This is a genomic window from Delftia sp. GW456-R20, from assembly GCF_001622915.1.
Taxonomy (GTDB): domain Bacteria; phylum Pseudomonadota; class Gammaproteobacteria; order Burkholderiales; family Burkholderiaceae_C; genus Comamonas; species Comamonas acidovorans.
The window spans coordinates 469,374-492,234 of sequence record NZ_LWCN01000003.1 but is presented as its reverse complement, the minus strand read 5'-3'; the positions used below and the strand labels follow the sequence as shown (position 1 = coordinate 492,234).

The 22,861-nt window shown below is 66.7% G+C and carries 25 protein-coding genes; 20 read left to right on the top strand and 5 right to left on the bottom strand.

Going from position 1 to position 22,861, the window contains the following annotated elements; translation table 11 throughout:
* The first annotated feature begins 2 nt into the window (after positions 1–2).
* On the top strand, positions 3–407 hold the full coding sequence (locus tag A4F85_RS03555) for a RidA family protein (RefSeq protein ID WP_012206268.1): 405 nt from the start codon (positions 3–5) through the stop codon (positions 405–407).
* Between the two features lie 87 nt (positions 408–494).
* Here the strand turns inward: A4F85_RS03555 and A4F85_RS03550 are convergent, their stop codons facing one another.
* Together A4F85_RS03550 and A4F85_RS30235 are read right to left on the bottom strand one after the other, a co-directional pair.
* Complete coding sequence (locus tag A4F85_RS03550; protein WP_012206267.1) at positions 495–773, bottom strand: H-NS histone family protein; 279 nt, start codon at positions 771–773, stop codon at positions 495–497.
* 241 nt (positions 774–1,014) lie between these two features.
* Positions 1,015–1,407, bottom strand: a complete 393-nt coding sequence (locus A4F85_RS30235) for a hypothetical protein (protein WP_156516922.1) — start codon at positions 1,405–1,407, stop codon at positions 1,015–1,017.
* 134 nt (positions 1,408–1,541) lie between these two features.
* Here A4F85_RS30235 and A4F85_RS03545 point away from each other — a divergent pair, with 134 nt between their 5' ends.
* The 6 genes from A4F85_RS03545 to A4F85_RS03520 all read left to right on the top strand — a co-directional run bounded on the left by A4F85_RS03545 (position 1,542) and on the right by A4F85_RS03520 (position 8,593).
* Positions 1,542–2,156 (top strand): TetR/AcrR family transcriptional regulator, encoded by a 615-nt coding sequence (locus A4F85_RS03545; RefSeq protein ID WP_012206266.1) that lies wholly within the window; start codon positions 1,542–1,544, stop codon positions 2,154–2,156.
* A gap of 134 nt (positions 2,157–2,290) precedes the next feature.
* The gene (locus A4F85_RS03540) at positions 2,291–2,680 is read left to right on the top strand and encodes a DUF2946 family protein (protein ID WP_063325678.1); all 390 of its coding nucleotides are present in this window, start codon (positions 2,291–2,293) and stop codon (positions 2,678–2,680) included.
* Between the two features lie 117 nt (positions 2,681–2,797).
* Complete coding sequence (locus A4F85_RS03535; protein ID WP_063325952.1) at positions 2,798–5,002, top strand: TonB-dependent siderophore receptor; 2,205 nt, start codon at positions 2,798–2,800, stop codon at positions 5,000–5,002.
* A gap of 8 nt (positions 5,003–5,010) precedes the next feature.
* A complete protein-coding gene (locus A4F85_RS03530; protein ID WP_063325677.1) occupies positions 5,011–5,808 on the top strand; it encodes an ABC transporter ATP-binding protein in 798 nt (265 codons plus the stop codon).
* Positions 5,805–7,232: an ABC transporter permease gene (locus A4F85_RS03525; protein ID WP_063325676.1), complete on the top strand. Its 1,428-nt coding sequence runs from the start codon at positions 5,805–5,807 to the stop codon at positions 7,230–7,232. Before A4F85_RS03530 ends, A4F85_RS03525 begins: the two co-directional genes overlap by 4 nt.
* Entirely contained in the window at positions 7,229–8,593 is a 1,365-nt protein-coding gene (locus tag A4F85_RS03520) for a DUF3526 domain-containing protein (RefSeq protein ID WP_063325675.1), read from the top strand. The genes A4F85_RS03525 and A4F85_RS03520 overlap by 4 nt, the downstream gene beginning before the upstream one ends.
* A 113-nt stretch (positions 8,594–8,706) precedes the next feature.
* Here A4F85_RS03520 and A4F85_RS03515 read toward each other — a convergent pair whose 3' ends face one another.
* Complete coding sequence (locus A4F85_RS03515; protein WP_012206260.1) at positions 8,707–9,132, bottom strand: Fur family transcriptional regulator; 426 nt, start codon at positions 9,130–9,132, stop codon at positions 8,707–8,709.
* Between the two features lie 433 nt (positions 9,133–9,565).
* Here A4F85_RS03515 and A4F85_RS30970 point away from each other — a divergent pair, with 433 nt between their 5' ends.
* Complete coding sequence (locus A4F85_RS30970) at positions 9,566–9,790, top strand: hypothetical protein (protein WP_231890433.1); 225 nt, start codon at positions 9,566–9,568, stop codon at positions 9,788–9,790.
* 23 nt (positions 9,791–9,813) lie between these two features.
* On the top strand, positions 9,814–10,302 hold the full coding sequence (locus A4F85_RS03510) for a phage late control D family protein (protein ID WP_063325674.1): 489 nt from the start codon (positions 9,814–9,816) through the stop codon (positions 10,300–10,302).
* A gap of 69 nt (positions 10,303–10,371) precedes the next feature.
* On the opposite strand, the gene A4F85_RS03505 is transcribed toward A4F85_RS03510, so the two are convergent.
* Both A4F85_RS03505 and A4F85_RS03500 read right to left on the bottom strand, forming a co-directional pair.
* On the bottom strand, positions 10,372–11,148 hold the full coding sequence (locus tag A4F85_RS03505; RefSeq protein WP_063325673.1) for an SDR family oxidoreductase: 777 nt from the start codon (positions 11,146–11,148) through the stop codon (positions 10,372–10,374).
* A gap of 150 nt (positions 11,149–11,298) precedes the next feature.
* On the bottom strand, positions 11,299–12,186 hold the full coding sequence (locus A4F85_RS03500) for a LysR family transcriptional regulator (protein WP_047327543.1): 888 nt from the start codon (positions 12,184–12,186) through the stop codon (positions 11,299–11,301).
* Positions 12,187–12,308: 122 nt separating this feature from the next.
* Between A4F85_RS03500 and A4F85_RS03495 the strand changes: the two genes are divergently transcribed.
* From A4F85_RS03495 to A4F85_RS03445, 11 genes are all read left to right on the top strand, one after another.
* Positions 12,309–13,172 (top strand): amidohydrolase family protein, encoded by an 864-nt coding sequence (locus tag A4F85_RS03495; RefSeq protein ID WP_063325672.1) that lies wholly within the window; start codon positions 12,309–12,311, stop codon positions 13,170–13,172.
* Complete coding sequence (locus A4F85_RS03490) at positions 13,169–14,179, top strand: tripartite tricarboxylate transporter substrate binding protein (protein WP_063325671.1); 1,011 nt, start codon at positions 13,169–13,171, stop codon at positions 14,177–14,179. Before A4F85_RS03495 ends, A4F85_RS03490 begins: the two co-directional genes overlap by 4 nt.
* A gap of 184 nt (positions 14,180–14,363) precedes the next feature.
* On the top strand, positions 14,364–14,882 hold the full coding sequence (locus tag A4F85_RS03485) for a hypothetical protein (RefSeq protein ID WP_034395652.1): 519 nt from the start codon (positions 14,364–14,366) through the stop codon (positions 14,880–14,882).
* Between the two features lie 180 nt (positions 14,883–15,062).
* On the top strand, positions 15,063–16,187 hold the full coding sequence (locus tag A4F85_RS03480) for a 4-oxalomesaconate tautomerase (protein WP_034395655.1): 1,125 nt from the start codon (positions 15,063–15,065) through the stop codon (positions 16,185–16,187).
* A gap of 101 nt (positions 16,188–16,288) precedes the next feature.
* Positions 16,289–17,671, top strand: coding sequence for an MFS transporter (locus A4F85_RS03475; protein WP_063325670.1), 1,383 nt, complete (start codon positions 16,289–16,291; stop codon positions 17,669–17,671).
* A 49-nt stretch (positions 17,672–17,720) separates the two neighbouring features.
* Positions 17,721–18,749 carry an amidohydrolase family protein gene (locus A4F85_RS03470; protein WP_063325669.1) on the top strand — a complete coding sequence of 343 codons (1,029 nt, stop codon included), beginning with the start codon at positions 17,721–17,723 and terminating at the stop codon, positions 18,747–18,749.
* Between the two features lie 33 nt (positions 18,750–18,782).
* The gene (ligK, locus tag A4F85_RS03465) at positions 18,783–19,466 is read left to right on the top strand and encodes a 4-carboxy-4-hydroxy-2-oxoadipate aldolase/oxaloacetate decarboxylase (RefSeq protein ID WP_013801814.1); all 684 of its coding nucleotides are present in this window, start codon (positions 18,783–18,785) and stop codon (positions 19,464–19,466) included.
* 10 nt (positions 19,467–19,476) lie between these two features.
* Positions 19,477–20,394: an amidohydrolase family protein gene (locus tag A4F85_RS03460; RefSeq protein ID WP_063325668.1), complete on the top strand. Its 918-nt coding sequence runs from the start codon at positions 19,477–19,479 to the stop codon at positions 20,392–20,394.
* Positions 20,395–20,442: 48 nt separating this feature from the next.
* Entirely contained in the window at positions 20,443–20,898 is a 456-nt protein-coding gene (gene ligA, locus A4F85_RS03455; RefSeq protein WP_063325951.1) for a protocatechuate 4,5-dioxygenase subunit alpha, read from the top strand.
* 1 nt (position 20,899) lies between these two features.
* Positions 20,900–21,769: a class III extradiol dioxygenase subunit beta gene (locus A4F85_RS03450; RefSeq protein ID WP_013801816.1), complete on the top strand. Its 870-nt coding sequence runs from the start codon at positions 20,900–20,902 to the stop codon at positions 21,767–21,769.
* A gap of 82 nt (positions 21,770–21,851) precedes the next feature.
* Positions 21,852–22,811, top strand: a complete 960-nt coding sequence (locus tag A4F85_RS03445) for a Gfo/Idh/MocA family oxidoreductase (RefSeq protein ID WP_063325667.1) — start codon at positions 21,852–21,854, stop codon at positions 22,809–22,811.
* Positions 22,812–22,861: the final 50 nt, after the last annotated feature.

Below are 22,861 nucleotides of genomic sequence, written 5' to 3'. Positions count from 1 at the left end.
CAATGAAGACTCTGCAACCCCCGGACTGGCTGGCGCCCCGAGGCTATGCCAATGGCATCCTGACCGAGATGACGGTCGGCTCCCGGCTGGTGTTCGTCGGCGGCCAGATTGGCTGGAACGGCCAGCAGCAATTCGAGTCGGACGACTTTGCGGAACAGGTGCGGCAGGCGCTGGCCAATATCGTCGCCATCCTCGCCGAAGGCGGCGCCAGGCCCGAGCACATCGTGCGCATGACCTGGTATGTGACCGACAAGCAGGAATACGTGGCTGCCTATCCGGCCATTGGAAAGCACTACCGCGAACTGATCGGGCGGCATTTCCCGGCCATGACGGCGGTGGAAGTGGCGGATCTGGTGGAAGACCGGGCCAAGGTGGAGATCGAGGTCACGGCGGTGGTGCCGGCCTGATGTCCATCCGCGCGCCATTCGCGCGCCAACCGGGCAATGCCCGCGCATGTGTGCCGCCGAGCGGGCGGGCACATGCGCGGCACGGACTCACTTGATTTCGAACAGCGTGCGGTCCTTGCCCAGGATCCAGTTCGGCGGCTTGCCGCGGCCGGTCCAGGTCTTGCCGGACTCGGGGTCCTGGTATTTGGCGGGAGCGCTCTTTTTGCCATCGGGCTTCCAGGGGAAGACCTGTTGTGCCGTGAAGCCGAACTCACGGACCAGCTCCTGCACCGATGCCAGGGCCGCTTTGGACTCCAGCTTGCGGGCATCGTCGATTTGCTGGTCGAGCAATTTTTTCTGGGCAATCAGCTCTTGGTATGTAGTCATCTTGATGGAAGAATTTCTAAGTGCGGCTATTTGTGTGAAAACTGCGCAGCAAGAGCCTGGACCCAGGACTCTTTGCAGAATGGTCAATTCTGGTGCATGTGCAGTGGGGATGAAGAACTCACCGTAAGTACAAATACTGATGATGTTGGCGCTCTATGGAGGGTAGGGCGCTTCTTCTCATGCCCGGGCATATTCCAAGGCGATCCGCATTATATCCAGGGCAATCTGGATAACCGGCACTTTACAAAAGCTGTTGTGCCGTTGTTACATTTGCAGAGCACTGTGGTTGGCGCTTCCTCCTCTGGAGACGACGTGCTGTCATGGCTTTTTCAGGGGAGTGCGCAGCGTTGGCCGCGAAAGTTCCGCCTTGGTTATGGAAAACAATCAACATTTGCATTTTAACAATCAAATCATAAAAGCGATTTATAAAATATATTACATGTGATTTGATCGAGTTATTCAATGAATTGATTGATGCATGTGGTTTCATTTGAATAATCGATTTGCAGGATAGGTTTTTTTTATTGTCAAAGACCGCTTGTTCGAATGGTGAATGGCGGCGCCTTCTGTCTATACAGGACAAGCGCATCGGCTTCCCGATTGCCGGAGTCATTGCAGCCTGCAGTTGTTTCAAGGGTGATTCTTGAATCGGATTTCGCGGCCCGGCCATGCGGCAGTCGGCGGGCGGGCGGCACCGAACGCTTGATTGGCGCGCTACCAACAGCCTGTTAGGATCGCCGCACTACAACGATCCACCACCTGGCAGACATGGCAAGAAGGCAGACCAGCGCCCACGACGGCAACGAGACCCGCGAGACCCTTCTCAAGCTGGCCGCCCGCACCTTCGGTGAGCAGGGCTACTCTGCCACCACCATGCGCAACATTGCCGAGCAGTCCGGGATCGAGGCCGCCAGCATCTACTACCACTTCGCCTCCAAGGAGGAACTGGTGGACGAGGTCATGGAGCAGGGCGGCAACCGCATCATCAGCCAGCAGCAGGAGCGCCTTGCCGCGCTGGGCGCCGACGCCACGGCCGAGCAGCGCTTTCGCGCAGCCGTGCTGGGCCAGATGGCGGGGCTGGTAAAGCATGGCGACTTCGCCCTGGCCCACGGCCGGCTGCTGGGCCAGCTGCCCGACAAGGTGCGCGAGCGCCAGATCAAGCGCCGCGAGCGCCACCAGAAATTCTGGAGCGGCCTGCTGGAAGACCTGCGTGCCGAAGGCCGCCTGCGGGCCGACGCCGACATCCACCTGGCGCGCATCATGATCCTGGGCAGCATCAACTCCATACAGTCCTGGTTCAACCCCCGCAAGGGCTCGCTGGAGAAGGTCGCGGACCAGATCTGCGACATGTTCTTCCGGGGCGTGGGACCGGCAGATAAATAGGCGCAAGGCTGAAAATCGCCAATCGGCCTGTCACATGCCGGTGGCATATTCCCGCGCTGCTGTCCCGGCCCTGTGCAGAAAATGGCGGTGGGTTGTTAATGATATTTAACTGTCAATAGTAAGATCGCCGTCTTATGCGTCTGCTTGTTTTGCGCCTGCTATTGCTGGCCGTGTTCTTCAACACGGCCATTGGCATGCCCCTGCACGGCGCAACGCATATCCGGCAGGCGGTGGCCGGGCCTGCACAGGCTTTTGTAGGCCTCAACGGCTGCGAAGATGATGCGCTGGCCGGCCAGGCCGGCCAACGCGGCCAGGCTGGCGAAAAGGCTGAAGTCGTCGAAGCCGCCGAAGCCGTCTGCGTATGGTGCATGGGCCATGCACCGCATGCGGCGGCCTGGCTGCCGCACTTCGGCCTGCCGCTGGCCGTGGCCGCGCCGCCTGAGAGGGTACCGCCGCGCACCGTGGGCGGCGCCATCCCCTCGCAGAACCGCTGGGCCTTTGCATCGCGCGACCCGCCGCGCTGAACCCGCAAGCACTTTTCTCCTTCTCTGCCGCCAGCGCCCATTGGTGCTGGCGGCATGTCCGTGTTTGCGCGCGCCGGCTGTGGATGCCGGCGGCATGCGCCTGTGCCCGTTTTCAACATGACTGCCTTCTTCTTCCCCGCGAAGCCGCTTCCCCGCCTTCGCCCGCTGCCGCTTGCCCTGAGCGCTGCCGCCTTCCTGTCCATGCCCGCGCTGGCCCAAGGCCAGGATCCGTCCTCCGGCCCTGGCCCCGGCCCCGCCGCCGCCGCTTCCCCGCAGGAGCAGACCCTGCTGCCTGCCGTGGAAGTCGTGGGCCGAACGGCCTCGGGCGCCTATCACACCGACGAGGCGGCCGGCGCCAAGACCGACCTGCCGCTGCGCGAGCTGCCGCAGTCGGTGCGCGTGATCACGCGCCAGGCCATGGACGACCTGGGCGCCACCAAGCTTGACGACGTGCTGGACTACGTGGGCGGCGTCTCGCGCCAGAACAACTTTGGCGGGCTGTGGGACAACATCGTCATCCGCGGCCTGCCCGGCGACCAGAACGTGGGCATGGCCACCCTGTTCAACGGTTTTTCCTCGGGGCGCGGCTTCAACGCGCCGCGTGACCTGGCCGGCGTGGAGCGCATCGAGTTCCTCAAGGGCACGGCCGCTGCGCTCTACGGCAGCAGCGAGCCGGGCGGCACGCTGAACGTGGTCTCCAAGCGCCCGCTGTGGACGCCTTCGCATTCCGTGGAAGCCTATGCAGGCAGCTACGGCCTGCGGCGTGGCGCGCTGGACACCACGGGACCGGTGGGCGAGAACTTTGCCTACCGGCTCAACATCGCCGTGGAGGACCGCGACAGCTTCCGCGATTTCGTGGGCGCCAGCCGCCAGGTGATTGCGCCGGCCTTCACCTGGAAGCTGGGGCGCGATACGGTGCTGGAATACTCGGGCGAGCTGCTGCGCCACAAGACGCCGCTGGACCGCGGCGTGGTGGCCGTGGGCGACCGGCTGGGCGCCATCTCGCGCAGCCGCTTCCTGGGCGAGCCGGGCGACGGCGATGTGACGGTGGAAAACCGCACCCACCAGTTCATCCTCTCGCACGAGTGGAGCGCGCAGTGGCGCAGCCGCCTGGGCCTGTCCTATCGCGAAACCTCCATCAACGGCTTTTCCACCGAGCCGCACGCGCTGCTGGCCAATGGCGACCTCACGCGCCAGCGGCGTTTCCGCGACTACCAGTCCGACGACATCGCCATGCAGGCCGAGCTGCAGGGCACGGTGAAAACGGGCGCTGTCGAGCACGAGCTGCTGCTGGGCCTGGAGAGCTTTCGTTTCGAGATGGACACGCTGATGCTGCGCGCCAACCCGACGGCGGCCAATCCCTACGCCATCAACATCTACAACCCCATCTACGGCGGCGCGCGCCCCGTGCCCACGGCCAATACCGACACCTTCGAGCGGCAGCGCAACACGGCGTTCTACCTGCAGGACGCCATCAAGCTCTCGCCCCAATGGCGCGTGGTGGCCGGCCTGCGCATGGACCGCTACGACCAGTCGCTGCACAACCGCCGCACGGGGGCGACCACGCAGCAGGACCCGGCCTCGACCTCGCCGCGCCTGGGCCTGAGCTGGCTGCCGCTGCCGCAATGGACCTTCTATGCCAACGCGGGCCGCTCGTTCCGGCCCAACGTGGGCATCGATGTGGCCGGTGCGGGCTTCAGCCCAGAATCCGGCCGTTCGATGGAGCTGGGCGCCAAGTGGGAAAGCGCCGACCAGCGCATGGGTGCCACGGCTGCGCTGTTCGACATCCGCAAGCGCAATGTGCTGACGGCCGACCCGGGCAACGCCGGCTACTCGGTCTCGGCCGGCGAGATCCGCAGCCGGGGCCTGGAGTTCGACTTCGCCGGCCAGGTCACGCAGCGCTGGCGCCTGAATGCGAGCCTGGTGCTCAACGATGTGGAGATCTCCCGCGACAACACGCTGGAGGTGGGCGGGCGCCTGCTCAACGTGCCCAAGGTCAACGGCAGCGTGCTGGCCGTCTATGAAAACGCCTTCTCCAACGGCCAGCGCTACGGCATCGGCGGCGGCGTCACCCACATGGGCAAGCGCCTGGGCCAAGCCCGCACGCAGGCCGAGGCCGATGCCGGCAAGGCCGCCTTCGAGCTGCCCAGCTACACCACGGCCAAGCTGGTTGCCTACTGGCGCATCAGCCCCACGCTGCGCTTGACGCTGGACGTGGACAACCTCTTTGACAAGACCTACTACACCAGCTCGTACAGCCGGCTGTGGGTGACGCCGGGCACGGCCCGCACCGTCACCGTAGGCCTTCAAGCAAAGTTCTGAGCCCCGCCATGCATCCATCCCTTCCTGTTTCTTCCAACCCCACTTCTGCCTCCACGCCCGTGCTCCAAGCGCTGGGCGCCGTGGTGGACTACGGCGAGCGCACCATCCTCCAGGGCCTGGACCTGGCCGTGCATGCGGGCGAGATCTATGCGCTGCTGGGCGCCAACGGCGCGGGCAAGACCACCACGCTGAGCCTGCTGCTGGGCTTTGTGCGGCCGCGCAGCGGACAGGTGCGCGTGCAGGGCGTGGACCCGGTGACGGCGCCTGCGCAGGCGCGTGCCCTGATCGCCTATATCCCCGAGAACGTGGCGCTGTACGAGCACCTGAGTGCGCGCGAGAACGTGGCCTACCTGCTGGAGCTGGCGGGCCAGCCGGCCGCGGCCGGCGCCATCGGCCAGGCGCTGTCTGCCGCAGGGCTGGACGCCGCCGCGCACGACCGGCGCGTCTCCGGCTTTTCCAAGGGCATGCGCCAGAAAGTGGCGATTGCGCTGGCGCTGGCGCGCAGGGTGCCGGCGCTGCTGCTGGACGAACCCACCTCGGGCCTGGACCCGCAGGCCACGGCCGAGTTCAGCCGGCTGCTCATGCAGTTGCGCGGGCAGGGCGTGGCCATTCTCATGGTCACGCACGACCTGCTGGGCGCCGCCGATGTGGCCGACCGCATGGGCTTCATCGCAGGCGGGCGCCTGGTCGAGGAAGTGGCGGCCAGCGGCGAGGAGCGCTTCGACGTGCGCGCACTGCACCGCCACTATGCAGGGGTGGGCACGGACACGCACATTGAAGCCGACCCGCAGGGAGCGGCGGCATGAGCGCGGCCTGGACCATTGCGCGCGAGGAATGGCGCCTGCTGCTGCGCGACCGCGTGGCCGTGCTGGGGATGGCGCTGTGGCTGCTGCTCAGCGCCGCTGCCGCCTTCACCGCCTGGGACCAGCGCAGCGCGGCCCAGGCCCAGCGCGAGCGCCACCAGTCCCAGGTGGACAGCGAGTTCGAAGCCCAGCCCGACCGCCATCCGCACCGCATGGTGCATTACGGCCATTTCGTGTTCCGCCCGCTCAATCCGCTGGCGGCCTTTGATGCGGGCATTGACGCCTACACCGGCCACACGCTGTTTCTGGAGGGCCACCGCCAGAACAGCGCCAACTTCGGCGATGTGCGCCAGTCCTCGCTGCTGCTGCGGTTCGGCCAGCTCACGCCGGCCTTTGTGCTGCAGGTGCTGGCGCCGCTGCTGCTGATCTTCATGGGCCATGCCTGCATTGCACGCGAGCGCGAGGCCGGCACCCTGCGCGTGCTGCTGGCCCAGGGCGTGGGCACGCGGCAGTTCGTGGCCGGCAAGCTGCTGGCGCTGGCGGGCGTGGCGGCCCTGGTGCTGCTGCCGGCCCTGCTGGCCCTGGCCTGGATGGCCGTGGCCACGCCGGTGCCCATCAGCCTGGTGGCCACGCTGGCGGCAGGCCATGTGCTGTGGCTGATGCTTTGGGCGGTGGGCATCGTCGCTGTCTCGGCCTTCATGCGGCGCGGGCGCGATGCCTTGCTGGCCCTGCTGGCGGCCTGGGCCGTCGCCGTGGTGCTGCTGCCCCGTCTGGTGCCGGAGCTGGTGGGATCTGCCCTGGCGCTGCCCACGCGTTTCGAGACCGACATCGCCACCGCGCGCGAGCTGGCGGCGCTGGGCGACAGCCACAATCCCGACGATCCCTATTTCGCCGCTTTCCGCGCCAGGGTGCTGGCGCAGTACGGTGTCTCGCGCGTCGAGGATCTGCCCGTCAACTACAAGGGACTGGTCGGCATGGAAGGCGAGCGGCTGACCAGCGAACTCTTCAGGCGCCATGCCGAGGCCAGCTTCGATCTGCAGGCCGAGCAACTGCGCCGGGCTGACGCATTTGCCCTGATCAGCCCCGTGATCGCGCTGCGCCGCCTGTCCATGGCCGTGGCCGGGACCGACTTGCAAGGCTACCGGCGCTTTCTGGAGCAGGCCGAGCAGCATCGCTACCGCATGGTGCAGGCCCTCAACCGCCTGCAGGTGGACAAGCTCAGCTATGCGGGCGACCGATCGAGCCGCGACAACCGCATCGGCCACGAGCACTGGCGCGGCGTCTCCGATTTCCACCATGAGCCCGATCCACCGCTGGCGGCCCTGCGTCGCGCGGCGCCTGCCGCCTGCGTGCTGCTGGCATGGCTGGCTGTATTGACGGTGGCCTTGCTGCTGGCCATGCAACGGCTGGGGAGGGTGGCGCGATGAGCTGGCTCCTGCATGAATGGCGTCTTCTGACGCGCTCGCGCCTGGCGCTGTGCGCCCTGGCCTTGCTGTTGCTGCTGTCCACGCTGGCCGTGCTGTCTGGTCTGCGCGAGATCGCTTCGCAACGCCTGACCCTGGACCGCCTTGCGCAACTGCAGCAGCAGGACATGGCGGCCCAGGCAAGCCGGCATGCCCAGTCCGGCGACGCAGGCTCGGTGGCCTACTACGGCTTTCACGCCACCTGGGATGCGCCATCGTCCACGGCCTTTCTTGCCCTGGGCCTGCGCGATGCCGCGCCCTATGTGCTGCGCGTGCGCGCCCTGGCGCTGCAGGCACAGCTGCATGAAGGCGAAAGCTTCAACCCGGAACTGGCGCTGGCGGGCCGCTTCGACTTCGCCTTTGTGCTGGTCTACCTGGTGCCGCTGTTCCTGATCGCGCTGCTCTACGACCTGGTGTCGGGCGAGCGCGAATCGGGCCGCCTGGGCATGCTGCAGGCCATGCCTGGCACCGGGCGGTGGCTGTGGCTGCGCCGCGCGGGACTGCGTTCCGTGCTGGTGCTGGCCTGCGTGGCGCTGCCTGCCCTGGCAGGCGCACTGGCCGGCGGGGCAACGGCGGGCGCCCTTGCCACGGTGCTGCTGTCCGCCACGGCCTATGTGGTTTTCTGGAGCGGCCTGTGCCTGGTGGTTGCCGCGCTGGGCGGCAGCTCGGTCGCCAATGCCATGGCCCTCATGGGCTGCTGGGCCGTGCTGACCCTGGTGCTGCCCACGCTGGCCAATGCCGCACTCTCGCGCGCCATCCCCGTGAGCCAGGGCGTGGAGCTGATGCTGGCCCAGCGCCAGACCGTGCATGGCGCCTGGGACCTGCCGCGCGAGCAGACCATGGAGCGCTTTTTCCGCAGCCACCCCGAATGGCGCGACACCGCGCCGCTGCCTGCAGGCTTTCACTGGAAGTGGTACTACGCCTTCCAGCAGCTCGGCGATGAAAGTGTCGCGTCCCAGTTCGCCGCCTACCGCGCAGGCCTGCAGGCACGCCAGGCCTGGACCGGGCGCCTGGGCTGGCTGCTGCCCGGCGTAGGCGTGCAGGCCGCGCTGCACCGCCAGGCCGGCACCGACCTGCTGGCGCAACTGGCCTATCAGGACGACATCGCCGCCTTTCACGCACGCCTGCGCTCCTTCCTCTATCCCTACCTGTTTGAGGACCGCACATTCGGTGCGCAGGATTTTGCAGCCCAGCCCGTCTTCACGGCCAGCCCATGGCCTGCGCGGCAGGCCTGGGGGCAGACGGCAATGCTGTGGGTGGTGGCTGCGCTGGCCTTGCTGGCCGGCGGTGTTGCCGCAGGCCGCGTGCGGCCGGGCAGGCGCTGAGGCAAAGGGCGGGTGAAAAAGGAAACAGCCATGGTTCAGGCAGGGCCTGCACCATGGCTGTCATCTTCCTGATCCGTGGGCCCGAGGCTGAGCCTGAGGCGGGCGGCTCCCTGTTATTGCACGTTCTGGTGGCAGTCGCTGCAGACGCCGTACAGCGTCATCTCATGGCGCTCCACCACAAAGCCTTCGGGGGCGATGCGCTGCATGTCGCCCGGACAGCCGGGCACGTTGAACACGCGGTTGCAGCTCATGCAGCGGAAATGGTGGTGGTGGGCGCGGCCGCTGAGTTCGTAGCGCGTGGCCTCGCCGGGCAGGTCCACGGCCTGCACTTCGCCCGCTTCCATCAGCTGCTTGATGTTGCGGTACACCGTGGCCAGCCCGATGGCTGGCACCTCGCGCTGCGCTGCGCCGAGGATCTCGGCCGGCAGCAAGGGGCGTCCAGCCTCTTCCATGACCGTGCGTATCGAGCTGCGTTGACGGGTCGAGCGTTCCATAGGCCTGAACAAGCGCTCCACGATGGGCTGAGTGTGTCTAGTCATGGTGGTTCCGTTATTTACTATAACAATCTCGACGCGATTAATCAGTGCTCACGAGCGCTCACAGCTGAAATTTACACTGTGTTTACCTGCGGGTCCCACAAGCATGGAGATGCAGTGTGTGCAATGGATCTCTGCCCCAAGGGGAAGGAATTCCATTTGACAGACACCAGATGCTCCATTCCTGCCAGTTTTCGCGAGTATATGTGGTGAGCATTCGATGGACCTTATGCGCTGGTTAAATGCCATAGCCGTCAACAATGCTGTAATGGGATGTAATTGATCTATTGATTGAAGAATGCTTGGAATGAGGGTGTGTGTGGTGCTTGCCGCCAGGGCTGCAAGAGGCGGTGCTGACCCAAGGTGAGATGCAATTACTTACATGGAGAGTGTATTGCCAATACGGGTAGATTGCCTCAATGCGCTTCGTTTGTCCATGATCCGTTCCCTTGAAAAGGGAAAGGAGGCTGCCCCGGAACTGCCACCCAGGATGGTTTACGCAATGACACGCCGAGTCGCGATCCACAGGCGATTAGGCGATGAATTGCATTTTCTCGAATTGCGCGGGCGGAAAAAGATCAGCCGGCCTTTCCGCCTCGATGGGGAAATGCTCAGCGAAAGCATCTTCGCCAAGGCCCTGTTGGATAAAGCACCACCCTAGAAATACAAATCCAGGGCGGCGCAATGCGCTACATCGACGGAATCGTCGCCCGCCTGGGCATGCAGGGCCAGGTCCACCGCGGCTACGCCTGCAAGGCCCGCCTGAGCCCCTGGCTGTGGCTGGCCAAGCGCAGGAGCGACTTTCGCATCCTCCAGAACCAGACCGTGCCCGACATCATCGAGCAGGTATTGGGCGTCTATGGCCATCCGCTGCGAAAGAAACTCACGCGCGGCAATCGCAGCGGGTACTGCTGCGTTCAATACAACGAAAGCGATTGCGACCTTGTCCCGCGATGGATGCAGCACGAAGGCATCTACTTCTTCTTCGAGCATGCCTCGCACGGCGCATTGCCCGGGGATGAATCTATTCCTTTCTATCCTCCTGAAAAGGCCGGCGCAGGCGATCCGCAAAACATCCACGCCCGGCAGCTGGAGCAGGAAATCAAACCGGGCCGCCATTGCAGCGACGGCCCTGAAGTTGCACGGGCAGGCATGGCCAGGACATACCGGTAAGCCGCATGGGACAGATGCGGTCCAGGCGCTGCGGCCCCTGGCCCGGGGCATGCCGGCCAGGGATCTCGTTCAAGTCCGGTTGATGGACACGCCACCATCGACCACCATGGCCGTCCCCGTGATGAAGCTGGATGCGTCCGACGCCAGAAACAGCGCCGCCGCCGCGATTTCTGCGGGCGTGGCGAGGCGCTTGAGCGCGTGCAGGTTTTCGACGAAGGCGCGCGCCTCGGGCGTGGGGGTGCTGGCGCGGCCCATGGGAGTGTCGGTGCCCCCGGGCAGCAGGGCGTTGGCCCGCAGGCCGCGGGGACCGTATTCGGCGGCGATGACCTGGGTGAGGCCGACGAGGCCGGCCTTGCTGGCGGCATAGGCGCCCATGCCGGGCAGGCCCGCCGTATGGCCCACGAAGGTGGAGGTGAAGATCAGCGAGCCGCCGCCGCGTGCCAGCAGGGCCGGTATCTGGTGCTTGGCGCCCAGAAAGGCACTGGTGAGGTTGGTGGCGATGGCGTCCTGCCAGGCCTGCAGCGAGAGATCGGGGAGGGCGCAGGGATCGCCGGTCATGCCGGCATTGTTGAAGGCGATATCCAGGCCGCCAAAGCGTGCCGTGGCGGTCTCGACCAGGGCCTGTGCCAGCGGCTCGTCCCGCACGTCGCCGGCCAGCGCGATGGCCTGGCCGCCGTCCTGCTCGATCTCTGCCACCAGCGTCTGCAGTTCCGGCTGGCGGCGGGCCGTGAGGACCAGCCTGGCGCCGTGGCGGGCAAACAGCCTGGCGGCTTCGCGTCCTATGCCTGAGCTGGCGCCCGTGATGAGGGCGACTTTTCCGTGGAGTTGCTGTGGCGATGGCTGCATCTCGCACCTTTTCTTTCCGTGAATGAGGGAAAGCGGTTTGTAGTGCGGCGCAGGCGGGCGCGCATCCCGCTTCTTGCACTGGCGCCGGGCCGCGCTCGGTGGTGCCGGGTTGTGCCGCGCTGCACATGGTCGCAGCGGGCTAGGGAGCGCTCAGTCTTCGCCCAGCTCCAGGTGCGCGAACAGGTCGGCCAGCGTGGGCGTGGAGCGTGCGGGCCAGATGGCGCTGAGGTCCAGGCTGGGCAGGGCCTGGCCGTCACGCACCTCGCAAAAGCGCACGCCGCGAAAGTCCATGGAGCGTATCCAGCTGGGCAGCAGGGCCACGCCGCAGCCACCGGCCACGCAGGCCAGCACGGTGAGGGTGCGGTTGGCTTCCTGCGCCACATGGGCCTCGTGCCCGGCCTTGCGCAGCGCGTCGAGGATGCCGGCATGCAGCACGGGCAATTGCGCCTGCGGGTACATCACCAGCCCGGCCTCGGCGATCTGGGCCAGGCTGACCTGGCCGTCCTCGCCGATCTGGAATTCATCGGGCACGGCGGCCACCAGGCGCTCGCGCAGCAGCTGGCGCTCGCGCATGCGCCCGCCCACGGCCACGGGCGTGTGCATGAGGCCGATGTCGATGGCGCCGGTCTGCAGGGCCTCGGCCTGCTCGGCATTGCTCATCTCGCGCAGGATGACGCGCACGCCGGGCGCCTGCTGCCGCAACGCGCGCAGGGCGCGGGGCAGGGTGCCGAAAAGCGCCGAGGACACCAGGCCCACGGTCAACTGGCCCGCACTGCCCCTGGCGATCTCGCGCGCGCGGCTGGCGGCGGCATCTATGCGGGCCACGCTGGTGCGCACGTCGTCCAGCATGGCCAGGGCGGCCGGGGTGGGCAGGGCGCCCTGGCGTGAGCGCTGGAACAGCTGCACGCCCAGGTCTTTTTCCATGCGGGCCAGGGTCTGGCTCAGGGCCGGCTGTGCAATGCCCAGCCAGTCGGCTGCGCGGCTGACGCTGCCCTGGTCCACCACCGCGAGAAAGTAGCGCAGATGCCGGGTTTCCATATTGATCCGGTATGAATAAATCCATTTTGAAGAATGGAAATATATACCCCCCGTTCCTAGAATCCGGCCCCATGCCCCCAGCGCCGCGCCTTGCGTGGCGCAACCCACAAGGAGTTCTTCCCGTGTCTGCCGTGCCCCGGTTCGCCATTGCGTCCAGCGTCGATACCCACGCCCATGTCTTCGAGCGTGGCCTGCCCATGCCGGATGCGCGCCGCTATGCGCCCGACGAGGATGCGCTCCTGGGCACCTATCTGCACCACCTGGACACGCACGGCCTGGCCCATGGCGTGCTGGTGCAGCCCAGCTTTCTGGGCACGGACAACAGCTACCTGCTCCAGGCGCTGCACGCCCAGCCGCAGCGCCTGCGCGGCGTGGCCGTGGTGGATGAGAGCACGGGCGATGAACAACTGCAGGCCCTGGCCGATGCCGGCGTGGTGGGCATGCGCCTGAACCTGATCGGCTTGCCTTTGCCCGATCTGAATGCGCCCGGTTGGCGCCGCGTGCTGGAGCAGGCCAACGCCCTGGGCTGGCATGTGGAGCTGCACCTGCAGGCCGGGCGCCTGCCGGACCTGCTGCCCGCCTTGCTGGCGGCCGGCTGCCGCGTGGTGGTTGACCACTTCGGGCGTCCTGATCCGGCCCTGGGCGTGCGCGACCCGGGCTTTGGCTATCTGCTGCAGCAGGCCGACAGCGGCCGTGTGTGGGTCAAGCTGTCCGCGCCCTACCGCATCTGGCGGGCCGCCGACTGCGCCGCCTCCGGCCGGCAGGCCACCGCGCAATTGCTGCAGGCCTTCACGGCGGGGCGGTTGCTCTGGGGCAGCGACTGGCCGCACACGCAGCACGCCGGCCAGGCCAGCTATCCGGCGGCCGTGCGCTGGCTGCAGGACTGGCTGGACGATGCCGGCCCCCTGCAGGCCGTGCTGGGCCGCACCGCCTTCGAGCTGTTCCGATTCCAAAACGACATGCCAGACCAAGGAGACACACCATGAATTCCCTGTCCAGACGCACCGCCAGCCTGTGGGCAGCCGCAGGCCTGCTTTCGGCTGTTGCCGGCATGGCCGCGCCGGCCACAGCGGCTGCAGCGGCTGCAGCGCCCAACTACCCCGAGCGCCCCGTCACCCTGGTCGTGACCTATCCGCCGGGCGGCACCGTCGATGTGGTGGCGCGGCTGATCGGCCCCAGGCTGGCTGCCGAGCTGGGCCAGCCCGTGGTGATCGAGAACCGGGGCGGGGCAGGCGGCATGATCGGCGGCGCCCAGGTGGCCAAGGCCCAGCCCGACGGCTACACGCTGATGCTCGATGCCTCCAACCACGCGCAGAATCCCGCCATCCACGCGCGCATGCAGTTCGACACGCTCAAGGCCTTCGCGCCGGTCTCGCTGCTGCTGCGCGTGCCCAATGTGCTGGTGGTTGCGCCTTCGTCGCCCATCAAGAGCGTGCAGGACCTGATCCAGGCCGGCCGCTCCGAGGGGGGCGGGCATCTGTACTTTGCGTCCGCAGGCCCGGGCTCGGCCCAGCACCTGGCGGGCGAGCTGTTCAACCTGCTGGCCAGGACGCAGCTGCACCATGTGGCCTACAAGGGCGGCGGCCCGGCCATGATGGATGTGATGTCGGGCCAGGTGCCGCTGATGTTTGCCAGCATGGGCTCGGCCTGGCAGCACGTGAAGACCGGCAAGCTGCGCGCGGTGGCCGTGGGCGGGCTGGAGCGCTCCAAGGCCGCGCCCGAGCTGCCGACCATTGCCGAGTCGGGCGTGCCCGGCTACGAGACCTATGAATGGAACGCCGTCTTTGCGCCGGCCGGCACGCCGCCCCCCATCGTGAACCGGCTGTCCACGGTGCTGGCCAAAGTGCTGCGCGAGCCCGCCATCGTGGAGCGGCTCGCTGGCATAGGCGCCGAGCCCATAGGCTCCACGCCAGCCGAGCTGGAGACATTCCGCCGCGCCGAGATCGCCAAGTGGCAGAAGGTGGTGAAGGATTCCCGGCTCAAGCTGGACTGAGCGCGTGCAGGCCAGAAAGCGGACCATTGCGGTCTGCTGTGCACCGCAGGCAGCCCTGGCGCGTTGAACAGGTACGGGCGCTGGCCTGAACGGGTTCTTACACCTTTTCAGGCACAGCGGCCCACGCGGCCCCGCGCGCTTGGTAGAAACGGGGCCTTTCCTGTTTCACCCACTTCAAAAGAACATGGCCCTGCTCACCTTGCGAACCACCTTGCGCGCCGCGGCCGCCTTTGCGCTGGCCTGCTCGGCCCTTGCGGCCCAGGCGCAGACCTACATCAGCGGCTCGGTCTCGGGCCAGCTGGCACCGGGCGTCTACGGCACCGTGGACATCGGCAACGCGCCGCCGCCAGCGCTGCTGTACCAGCGCCCCGTGATCATTGCGCCGGCCCCCATGGCCCCGCCGCCTGTCTACATGTGGGTGCCCCCGGGCCACGCCAAGCACTGGGGCAAGCACTGCGCCCGCTACGGCGCCTGCGGCCGCCCGGTGTACTTCCTGCGCAACCCGCCGCCGCACTGGCATGCCGGGCCGCCGCGTCCCGATCCGCGCTGGCGCGAGGAGCGCCGCCACCGCGAATGGGAACACCGCCGCGATGACCGCCGCTGGGACCGTGACGACCGCCACGATCGCCATGGCGGGCGTGGTGATGACCACCGTGGCCCCGGGCATGGCCATGATCGCGGCCGGGGCCATGGCCGCGATTGAGCGGCACCGCACAAAAATAAGTTGTATCAAGCAGTTGCGGCGCACGGGCGCCGCAACCCGCAGCGCAAGCCTGGCACTGAGCTATGCCGGTTTGCTATAGCTGCTAGCGGGCTTGCTCAGTGGTGCCTGGCCCGCGCCATGCTCACAATAGCTGTCATACCCATACTGATAGAGACAGCCATGCAAACGGCCATTCCCTGCCTGCTGATGCGGGGCGGTACTTCCAAGGGCCCTTTCTTCCGGGCCACCGATCTTCCCTCCGACCTGCCCACGCGTGACCGCGTGCTGCTCGCGGCCATGGGCTCGCCCGACAAGCGGCAGATCGACGGCGTGGGTGGCGCGCATCCGCTGACCAGCAAGGTCGGCATCGTCAGCCTCTCCGACAAGGAGGGCATCGACCTCGAATTCCTCTTCGCCCAGCTGCAGCCCGACAAGGACACGGTGGACACCACGCCCAACTGCGGCAACATGCTGGCCGGCGTGGTTCCCTTTGCGCTGGAGACCGGCATGGTCTCCTCGCGCGGCGAGACCAGCACCTTCCGCGTGCTGACGCTGAACACCGGCATGGCGGCCGACATCACCGTGCAGACGCCCGGCGGCCAGGTGGAGTACGAAGGCTCGGCCCGCATCGACGGCGCGCCCGGCAGCTCGGCGCCCATCGAGATCAGTTTCCTGGACACGGCCGGCTCGGTCTGCTCGGGCCTGCTGCCCACGGGCAAGCCCCGGGACACGGTCACGGTGACGGGCGAGGGTTTCGAAGACTTCACGCTTGACGTCACCTGCATAGACAACGGCATGCCGCTGGTGATCTTCAAGGCCGCCGACGTGGGCGCCACCGGCCTGGAGACCGTGGCCGAGCTCAACGCCGACACCGATCTCAAGCGCCGCATCGAGGCGCTGCGCCTGCAGATCTCCCGGACCATGGGCCTGGGCGATGTCTCGGCCAAGAACTACCCCAAGATGACGCTGATCGCGCCGCCCCAGCATGGCGGCGCGCTGACCACGCGCAGCTTCATCCCCCACGTCTGCCATGACGCCATCGGCGTGCTGGCAGCCGTCACCGTCGGCACGGCCGTGAAGATGCCGGGCACCGTGTGCGACGGCGTGGCGCAGCTCACGCAGGGCGCGGGCCCGCTCACGGTGTCGGTGGAGCATCCCACGGGCGAATTCAGCGTGACGCTGGACAGCGACCCGGCCCATCCCGAAGTGGTGACCAAGGCCGCCTTGCTGCGCACGGCGCGCCTGCTGATGCGCGGCGAGGTCATGGTGCCGCGCTCGGTCTGGGACGGCCGCAGGCAGGACTGAAGAAACAGCGCAGGGGCTTGCCGGCCCCTGCGGTACAAGGGGCGGGCCGCGCGCGCAGATGCGGTATCCGCCAGGCCGAGAGACAGTGGAAGAGACAAGTCATGACATCCGTCCAGAAGGACGCCGCAGCAACCGGCGTCAATGTGCAGACCCTGCTCAACGAGCACCCGTTCTCGGGATTCCAGTGGGTGATCTTTGCGCTGTGTTTCCTGATCGTTCTGCTCGATGGCTTTGACACGGCGGCCATCGGCTACATCGCGCCCTCGCTGATCGGCGAGTGGGGCGTGAGCAAGCCTGCGCTGGCGCCCGTGCTCAGCGCGGCGCTGTTCGGCCTGGCCGCAGGCGCCCTGTTCTCTGGTCCGCTGGCTGACCGGCTGGGCCGCAAGTCCGTGCTGGTGGGTTCGGTGGCGGTGTTTGCCGTGTCCTGCCTGGCCTCGGGCTTTTCGCCCGACATCTGGACGCTGGCCGTGCTGCGCTTCGTCACCGGCCTGGGCCTGGGCGCCGCCATGCCCAATGCCGTCACGCTGATGAGCGAGTACTGCCCTGATTCGCGCCGCGCCACGCTGACCAACGCCATGTTCTGCGGCTTTCCGCTGGGCGCGGCCTTCGGCGGCTTTCTGGCGGCCTGGATGATCCCGCATTTCGGCTGGCGCAGCGTGCTCATCCTGGGCGGTGCCGCGCCGCTGCTGCTGCTTGTGGCCCTGATCGTGCTGCTGCCTGAATCCGTGCGCCACATGGTGGCCAACAACTACCCGGCCGAGCGCATCCGCAAGGTGCTGGCGCGCATTGCCGGCGATGCCGTGCAGGGCGTGCAGCGCTTCGTGATGACCGAGTCCAAGCCCCAGCCCGAATCCCAGGCCAGCAGCGGCATGGGCGTGGTGCTGTCGCGCGAGTACCGGGTGGGTTCGATCATGCTGTGGATTGCCTACTTCATGGGACTGGTCATCTTCTATGCGCTGATGAACTGGATGCCCGTGCTGTTCAGGGAAGCGGGCCTGGACCCCAAGACCGGCACTCTGGTGGCCGCGCTGTTCCCGCTGGGCGGGGTGGGCGCCGTGCTGTTCGGCTGGCTCATGGACCGCTTCAATGCCAACCGCATCATCGCCATCGGCTATGCGCTGACGGCGGCCTCCATCTGGTGGATCGGCCAGACGGCCGGCCACCTGGGCTGGCTGGTGGTGGCCGTCTTCCTGGCCGGCACCATCATGAACACCGCGCAATCGTCCATGCCGGCGCTGGCCGCTGCCTACTACCCCACGCGGGGCCGTGCCACGGGCGTGGCCTGGATGCTGGGCATTGGCCGCTTCGGCGGCATTGCGGGCTCCTTCCTGGTGGCCGAGCTGTCGGCGCGCCAGCTGGGTTTCAGCGAGATCTTTGCCGTGGTGGCCATTCCGGGCGTGATCGCCATGGCCGCCCTCATCATCAAGCAGTACAGCAGTCCCGAGCCGCAGGGCGGCGCGGCGCCTGCCGCACCCCTCCACTGACCCCTCCACTGACACATTCCCACCCCATAAAGACGCAGGAGACCATCCGATGATCATCGACGTACACGGCCACTACACCACCGCGCCCGCGGCCCTGGGCGCCTGGCGCGACCTGCAGATCGCAGGCCTCAAGGACCCGTCCAAGGCCCCCAGGGCCAGCGACCTGAAGATCAGCGACGACGAGATCCGCGAGACCATCGAGACCAACCAGCTCAAGCTGATGAAGCAGCGCGGCTCTGATCTCACCATCTTCAGCCCGCGCGCCAGCTTCATGGCCCACCACATCGGCGACTTCGAGACATCGAGCACCTGGGCCGCCATCTGCAACGAGCTGTGCTTCCGCGTCAGCGAACTGTTCCCCGAGCATTTCATCCCGGCCGCCATGCTGCCGCAGTCGCCGGGCGTGGACCCCGCCACCTGCATTCCCGAACTGGTCAAGTGCGTGGAGCAGTACGGCAACGTGGGCATCAACCTGAACCCCGATCCTTCAGGCGGCCACTGGACCTCGCCCCCGCTGTCGGACCGCTCCTGGTATCCCATCTACGAAAAGATGGTGGAGTACGACATCCCCGCGATGGTCCACGTCTCCACCAGCTGCAACGCGTGCTTCCACACCACGGGCGCCCACTACCTGAATGCCGACACCACGGCCTTCATGCAGTGCCTGACCAGCGACCTGTTCAAGGACTTCCCCACGCTCAAGTTCCTGATCCCCCATGGCGGCGGCGCCGTGCCCTACCACTGGGGCCGTTTCCGCGGCCTGGCGCAGGAGCTCAAGAAGCCGCTGCTGGACGAGCACCTGCTCAACAACATCTTCTTCGACACCTGCGTCTACCACCAGCCCGGCATCGACCTGCTGACCAAGGTGATCCCCGTCAAGAACATCCTGTTCGCCAGCGAGATGATCGGCGCCGTGCGCGGCATCGATCCGACCACGGGCCACTACTACGACGACACCAAGCGCTACATCGAGGCCACGGCCAACCTCACCGAAGAGGAGCGCTACCAGGTCTACGAAGGCAACGCGCGCCGCGTGTTCCCGCGCATGGACGCCGCCCTCAAGCAAAAGGGCCTGTAAGCAGGCCGCCACCACAGATCCAAGGAGAACACCATGTACGAACTCGGTGTGGTTTACCGCAACATCCAGCGCGCCGACCGCGCGGCCGCCGACGGCCTGGCCGCCCTGGGCTCGGCCACCGTCCACGAGGCCATGGGCCGCGTGGGCCTGCTCAAGCCCTATATGCGTCCCATCTATGCGGGCCAGCAGGTCTCGGGCACGGCCGTCACCGTGCTGCTGCAGCCCGGCGACAACTGGATGATGCATGTGGCCGCAGAGCAGATCCAGCCCGGCGACATCGTGGTCGCGGCCGTGACCTCGGAATGCACGGACGGCTACTTCGGCGACCTGCTGGCCACGAGCTTTCAGGCGCGCGGCGCGCGTGCGCTGATCATCGACGCCGGCGTGCGCGACGTGAAGACGCTGCAGGAAATGAACTTCCCCGTGTGGAGCCGCGCCATCTCCTCCAAGGGCACGATCAAGGCCACGCTGGGCTCGGTCAACATCCCGGTGGTCTGCGCAGGCATGTGGGTCACGCCCGGCGACGTGATCGTGGCCGATGATGACGGCGTGGTCTGCGTGCCCGCCGCCAAGGCCGCCGCCACGCTGGAAGCCGCGCAAAAGCGCGAAAGCTTCGAGGGCGAGAAGCGCGCCAAGCTGGCCAGCGGCGTGCTGGGACTGGACATGTACAAGATGCGCGAGCCGCTCGAAAAGGCCGGCCTTCGTTACATCGATTGAAGGAGGGAACATGAGCGCTTTTGAAAAGACCCCGGGCTGGCTGGACTGGTACGCCGGCCCCTCCAAGCCCAAGTTCCAGGTGCCCGCAGGCGCTGTCGATGCCCACTGCCACGTCTTTGGCCCCGGCGATGAATTCCCCTTCGCGCCCGAGCGCAAGTACACGCCCTGCGACGCCAGCAAGCAGCAGCTGTTCGCGCTGCGCGACCACCTGGGCTTTGCGCGCAACGTCATCGTGCAGGCCACCTGCCACGGCGCCGACAACCGCGCCATGGTCGATGCCTGCAAGGCCGCCAACGGCAAGGCGCGCGGCGTGGCCACGGTGCGCCGCAGCGTGACCGATGAGGAGCTGCAGGAGCTGCACGCCGCCGGCGTGCGCGGCGTGCGCTTCAACTTCGTCAAGCGCCTGGTGGACTTCACGCCCAAGGACGAGCTGATGGAGATCGCGGGCCGCATCGCCAAGCTCGGCTGGCATGTGGTCATCTACTTCGAGGCCGTGGACCTGCCCGAGCTGTGGGATTTCTTCACCAGCCTGCCCACCACCGTGGTCGTGGACCACATGGGCCGCCCCGATGTGAACAAGCCCGTGGACGGCCCCGAGTTCGAGCTGTTCCTCAGGTTCATGCGCGAGCACCAGAACGTCTGGAGCAAGGTCAGCTGCCCCGAACGCCTGTCCGTTACCGGCCCCAAGGCGCTGGACGGCGAGCAAAATGCCTACCGTGACGTGGTTCCCTTCGCCCGCCGCGTGGTCGAGGAATTCCCCGACCGCGTGCTGTGGGGAACCGACTGGCCCCACCCCAACCTCAAGGACCACATGCCCGATGACGGCCTGCTGGTCGATTTCATCCCGCACATCGCCCCCACGGCCGAACTGCAGCGCAAGCTGCTGGTGGACAACCCCATGCGCCTTTACTGGCCCGAAGAGGCCTGAAGGCGACCATGTCCGGCCTTGATGCCGGACATATTCAAGGAGATATCCATGGCATTGGACAAACCCTATCTGGACGTGCCCGGCACCATCATTTTTGATGCCGAGCAGTCCCGCAAAGGCTACTGGCTCAACCAGTTCTGCATGTCGCTGATGAAGGCCGAGAATCGCGAGCGCTTCAAGGCCGACGAGCGTGCCTACCTGGACGAATGGGCCATGAGCGAGGAACAGAAGCAGGCCGTGCTGGCCCGCGACCTCAACTGGTGCATGCGCACGGGCGGCAACATCTACTTCCTGGCCAAGATCGGCGCCACGGACGGCAAGAGCTTCCAGCAGATGGCAGGCTCCATGACCGGCATGTCCGAAGAGGAATACCGCAACATGATGGTGGGCGGAGGCCGTTCGGCCGAAGGCAACCGCCGCCTGGGCGAGGAGGGCGATGCCCAGGCCCACCGCCAGCCGCAGGGCCTGGCCGGCGCAGCGAACAAGAACAAGGAAGGCAACTGACATGGCGCGCATCACCGCATCCGTCTACACCTCGCATGTGCCCGCCATCGGCGCGGCCATGGACCTGGGCAAGGCAGACGAGCCCTATTGGCAGCCTTTGTTCAAGGGCTTCGAGCACTCGCGCCAATGGCTCAAGGACAACAAGCCCGACGTGATCTTCCTGGTCTACAACGACCACGCGACCGCGTTCAGCCTGGACTTCATCCCGACGTTTGCCATCGGCACGGCCGCTGAATACCAGCCCGCCGACGAAGGCTGGGGCCCGCGCCCCGTGCCCAAGGTTGTCGGCCATCCGGAGCTGGCCAGCCACATCGCGCAGTCGGTGATCCAGCAGGACTTCGACCTGACCATCGTCAACAAGATGGACGTGGACCACGGCCTGACCGTACCGCTGTCGCTGATGTGCGGCCAGCAGGACGCGCGCACGGGCGCCTGGCCCTGCCCGGTGATTCCGTTTGCCGTGAACGTGGTGCAGTACCCCGTGCCGTCGGGCCAGCGCTGCTTCAACCTGGGCCGTGCCATCCGTCGCGCCGTGGAAAGCTTCGACGAAGACCTGAACGTGCAGATCTGGGGCACGGGCGGCATGAGCCACCAGCTGCAGGGCGCGCGTGCGGGCCTGATCAACAAGGAGTGGGACAACCGCTTCCTGGATCTGCTGATCGAGAATCCGGCCGGCCTGGCGAAGATGCCGCATATCGACTACGTGCGCGAGGCTGGCTCCGAAGGCATCGAGCTGGTGATGTGGCTGATCGCGCGCGGCGCCATGGCCGATGTGGATGGCCCCGCGCCGCTGCCCAAGGTCAACCACCGCTTCTACCATGTGCCGGCATCGAACACCGCTGTCGGACACCTCATCCTGGAGAACGGCTGAGGCCCCCACGTTCATCACTGCGTGTATTCACTGCCCCCCGAGGGGGCCTTCGCCTCCATGAGGCGGCTCTACGGAGACTCATATGAGCAACAAGACCATCAAAGTCGCCCTGGCGGGCGCCGGTGCCTTCGGCATCAAACACCTGGACGGCATCAAGAATATCGACGGCGTTGAAGTCGTCTCCCTGGTGGGCCGCGAGCTGGCCAAGACCCAGGAAGTGGCCGACAAGTACGGCATCCAACATGTGACCACCGAGCTGGCCGACAGCCTGGCCCTGCCCGAGGTGGACGCCGTCATCCTGTGCACGCCCACGCAGATGCATGCCGCCCAGGCCATCGAATGCCTGAAGGCCGGCAAGCATGTGCAGGTGGAGATCCCGCTGGCCGACAGCCTCAAGGACGCCCAGGCCGTGGCCGATCTGCAAAAGCAGACCGGCCTGGTGGCCATGTGCGGCCACACGCGCCGCTTCAACCCCAGCCACCAGTGGGTGCACAAGAAGATCGCGGCCGGCGAGTTCAACATCCAGCAGATGGATGTGCAGACCTACTTCTTCCGCCGCACCAACATGAACGCGCTGGGCCAGGCCCGCAGCTGGACCGACCACCTGCTGTGGCACCACGCTGCCCACACCGTGGACCTGTTCGCCTACCAGGCCGGCAGCCCCATCGTGAAGGCCAATGCCGTGCAAGGCCCCATCCATCCGGAGCTGGGCATTGCCATGGACATGAGCATCCAGCTCAAGGCCGCCAATGGCGCCATCTGCACGCTGAGCCTGTCGTTCAACAACGACGGCCCGCTGGGCACCTTCTTCCGCTACATCGGCGACACCGGCACCTACATCGCGCGCTATGACGATCTGGTCAACGGCAAGGAGGAGAAGATCGACGTTTCCAAGGTCGATGTGTCCATGAACGGCATCGAGCTGCAGGACCGCGAGTTCTTCGCCGCCATCCGCGAAGGCCGCGAGCCCAATTCCAGCGTGGCCCAGGTCCTGCCCTGCTATCAGGTCCTCCATGATCTAGAGCTGCAACTGCAGGCCTGACCCGCCCGGCGAGCCGTCGCAGCGCACCATGTTTCCATCCGGAGTACCGC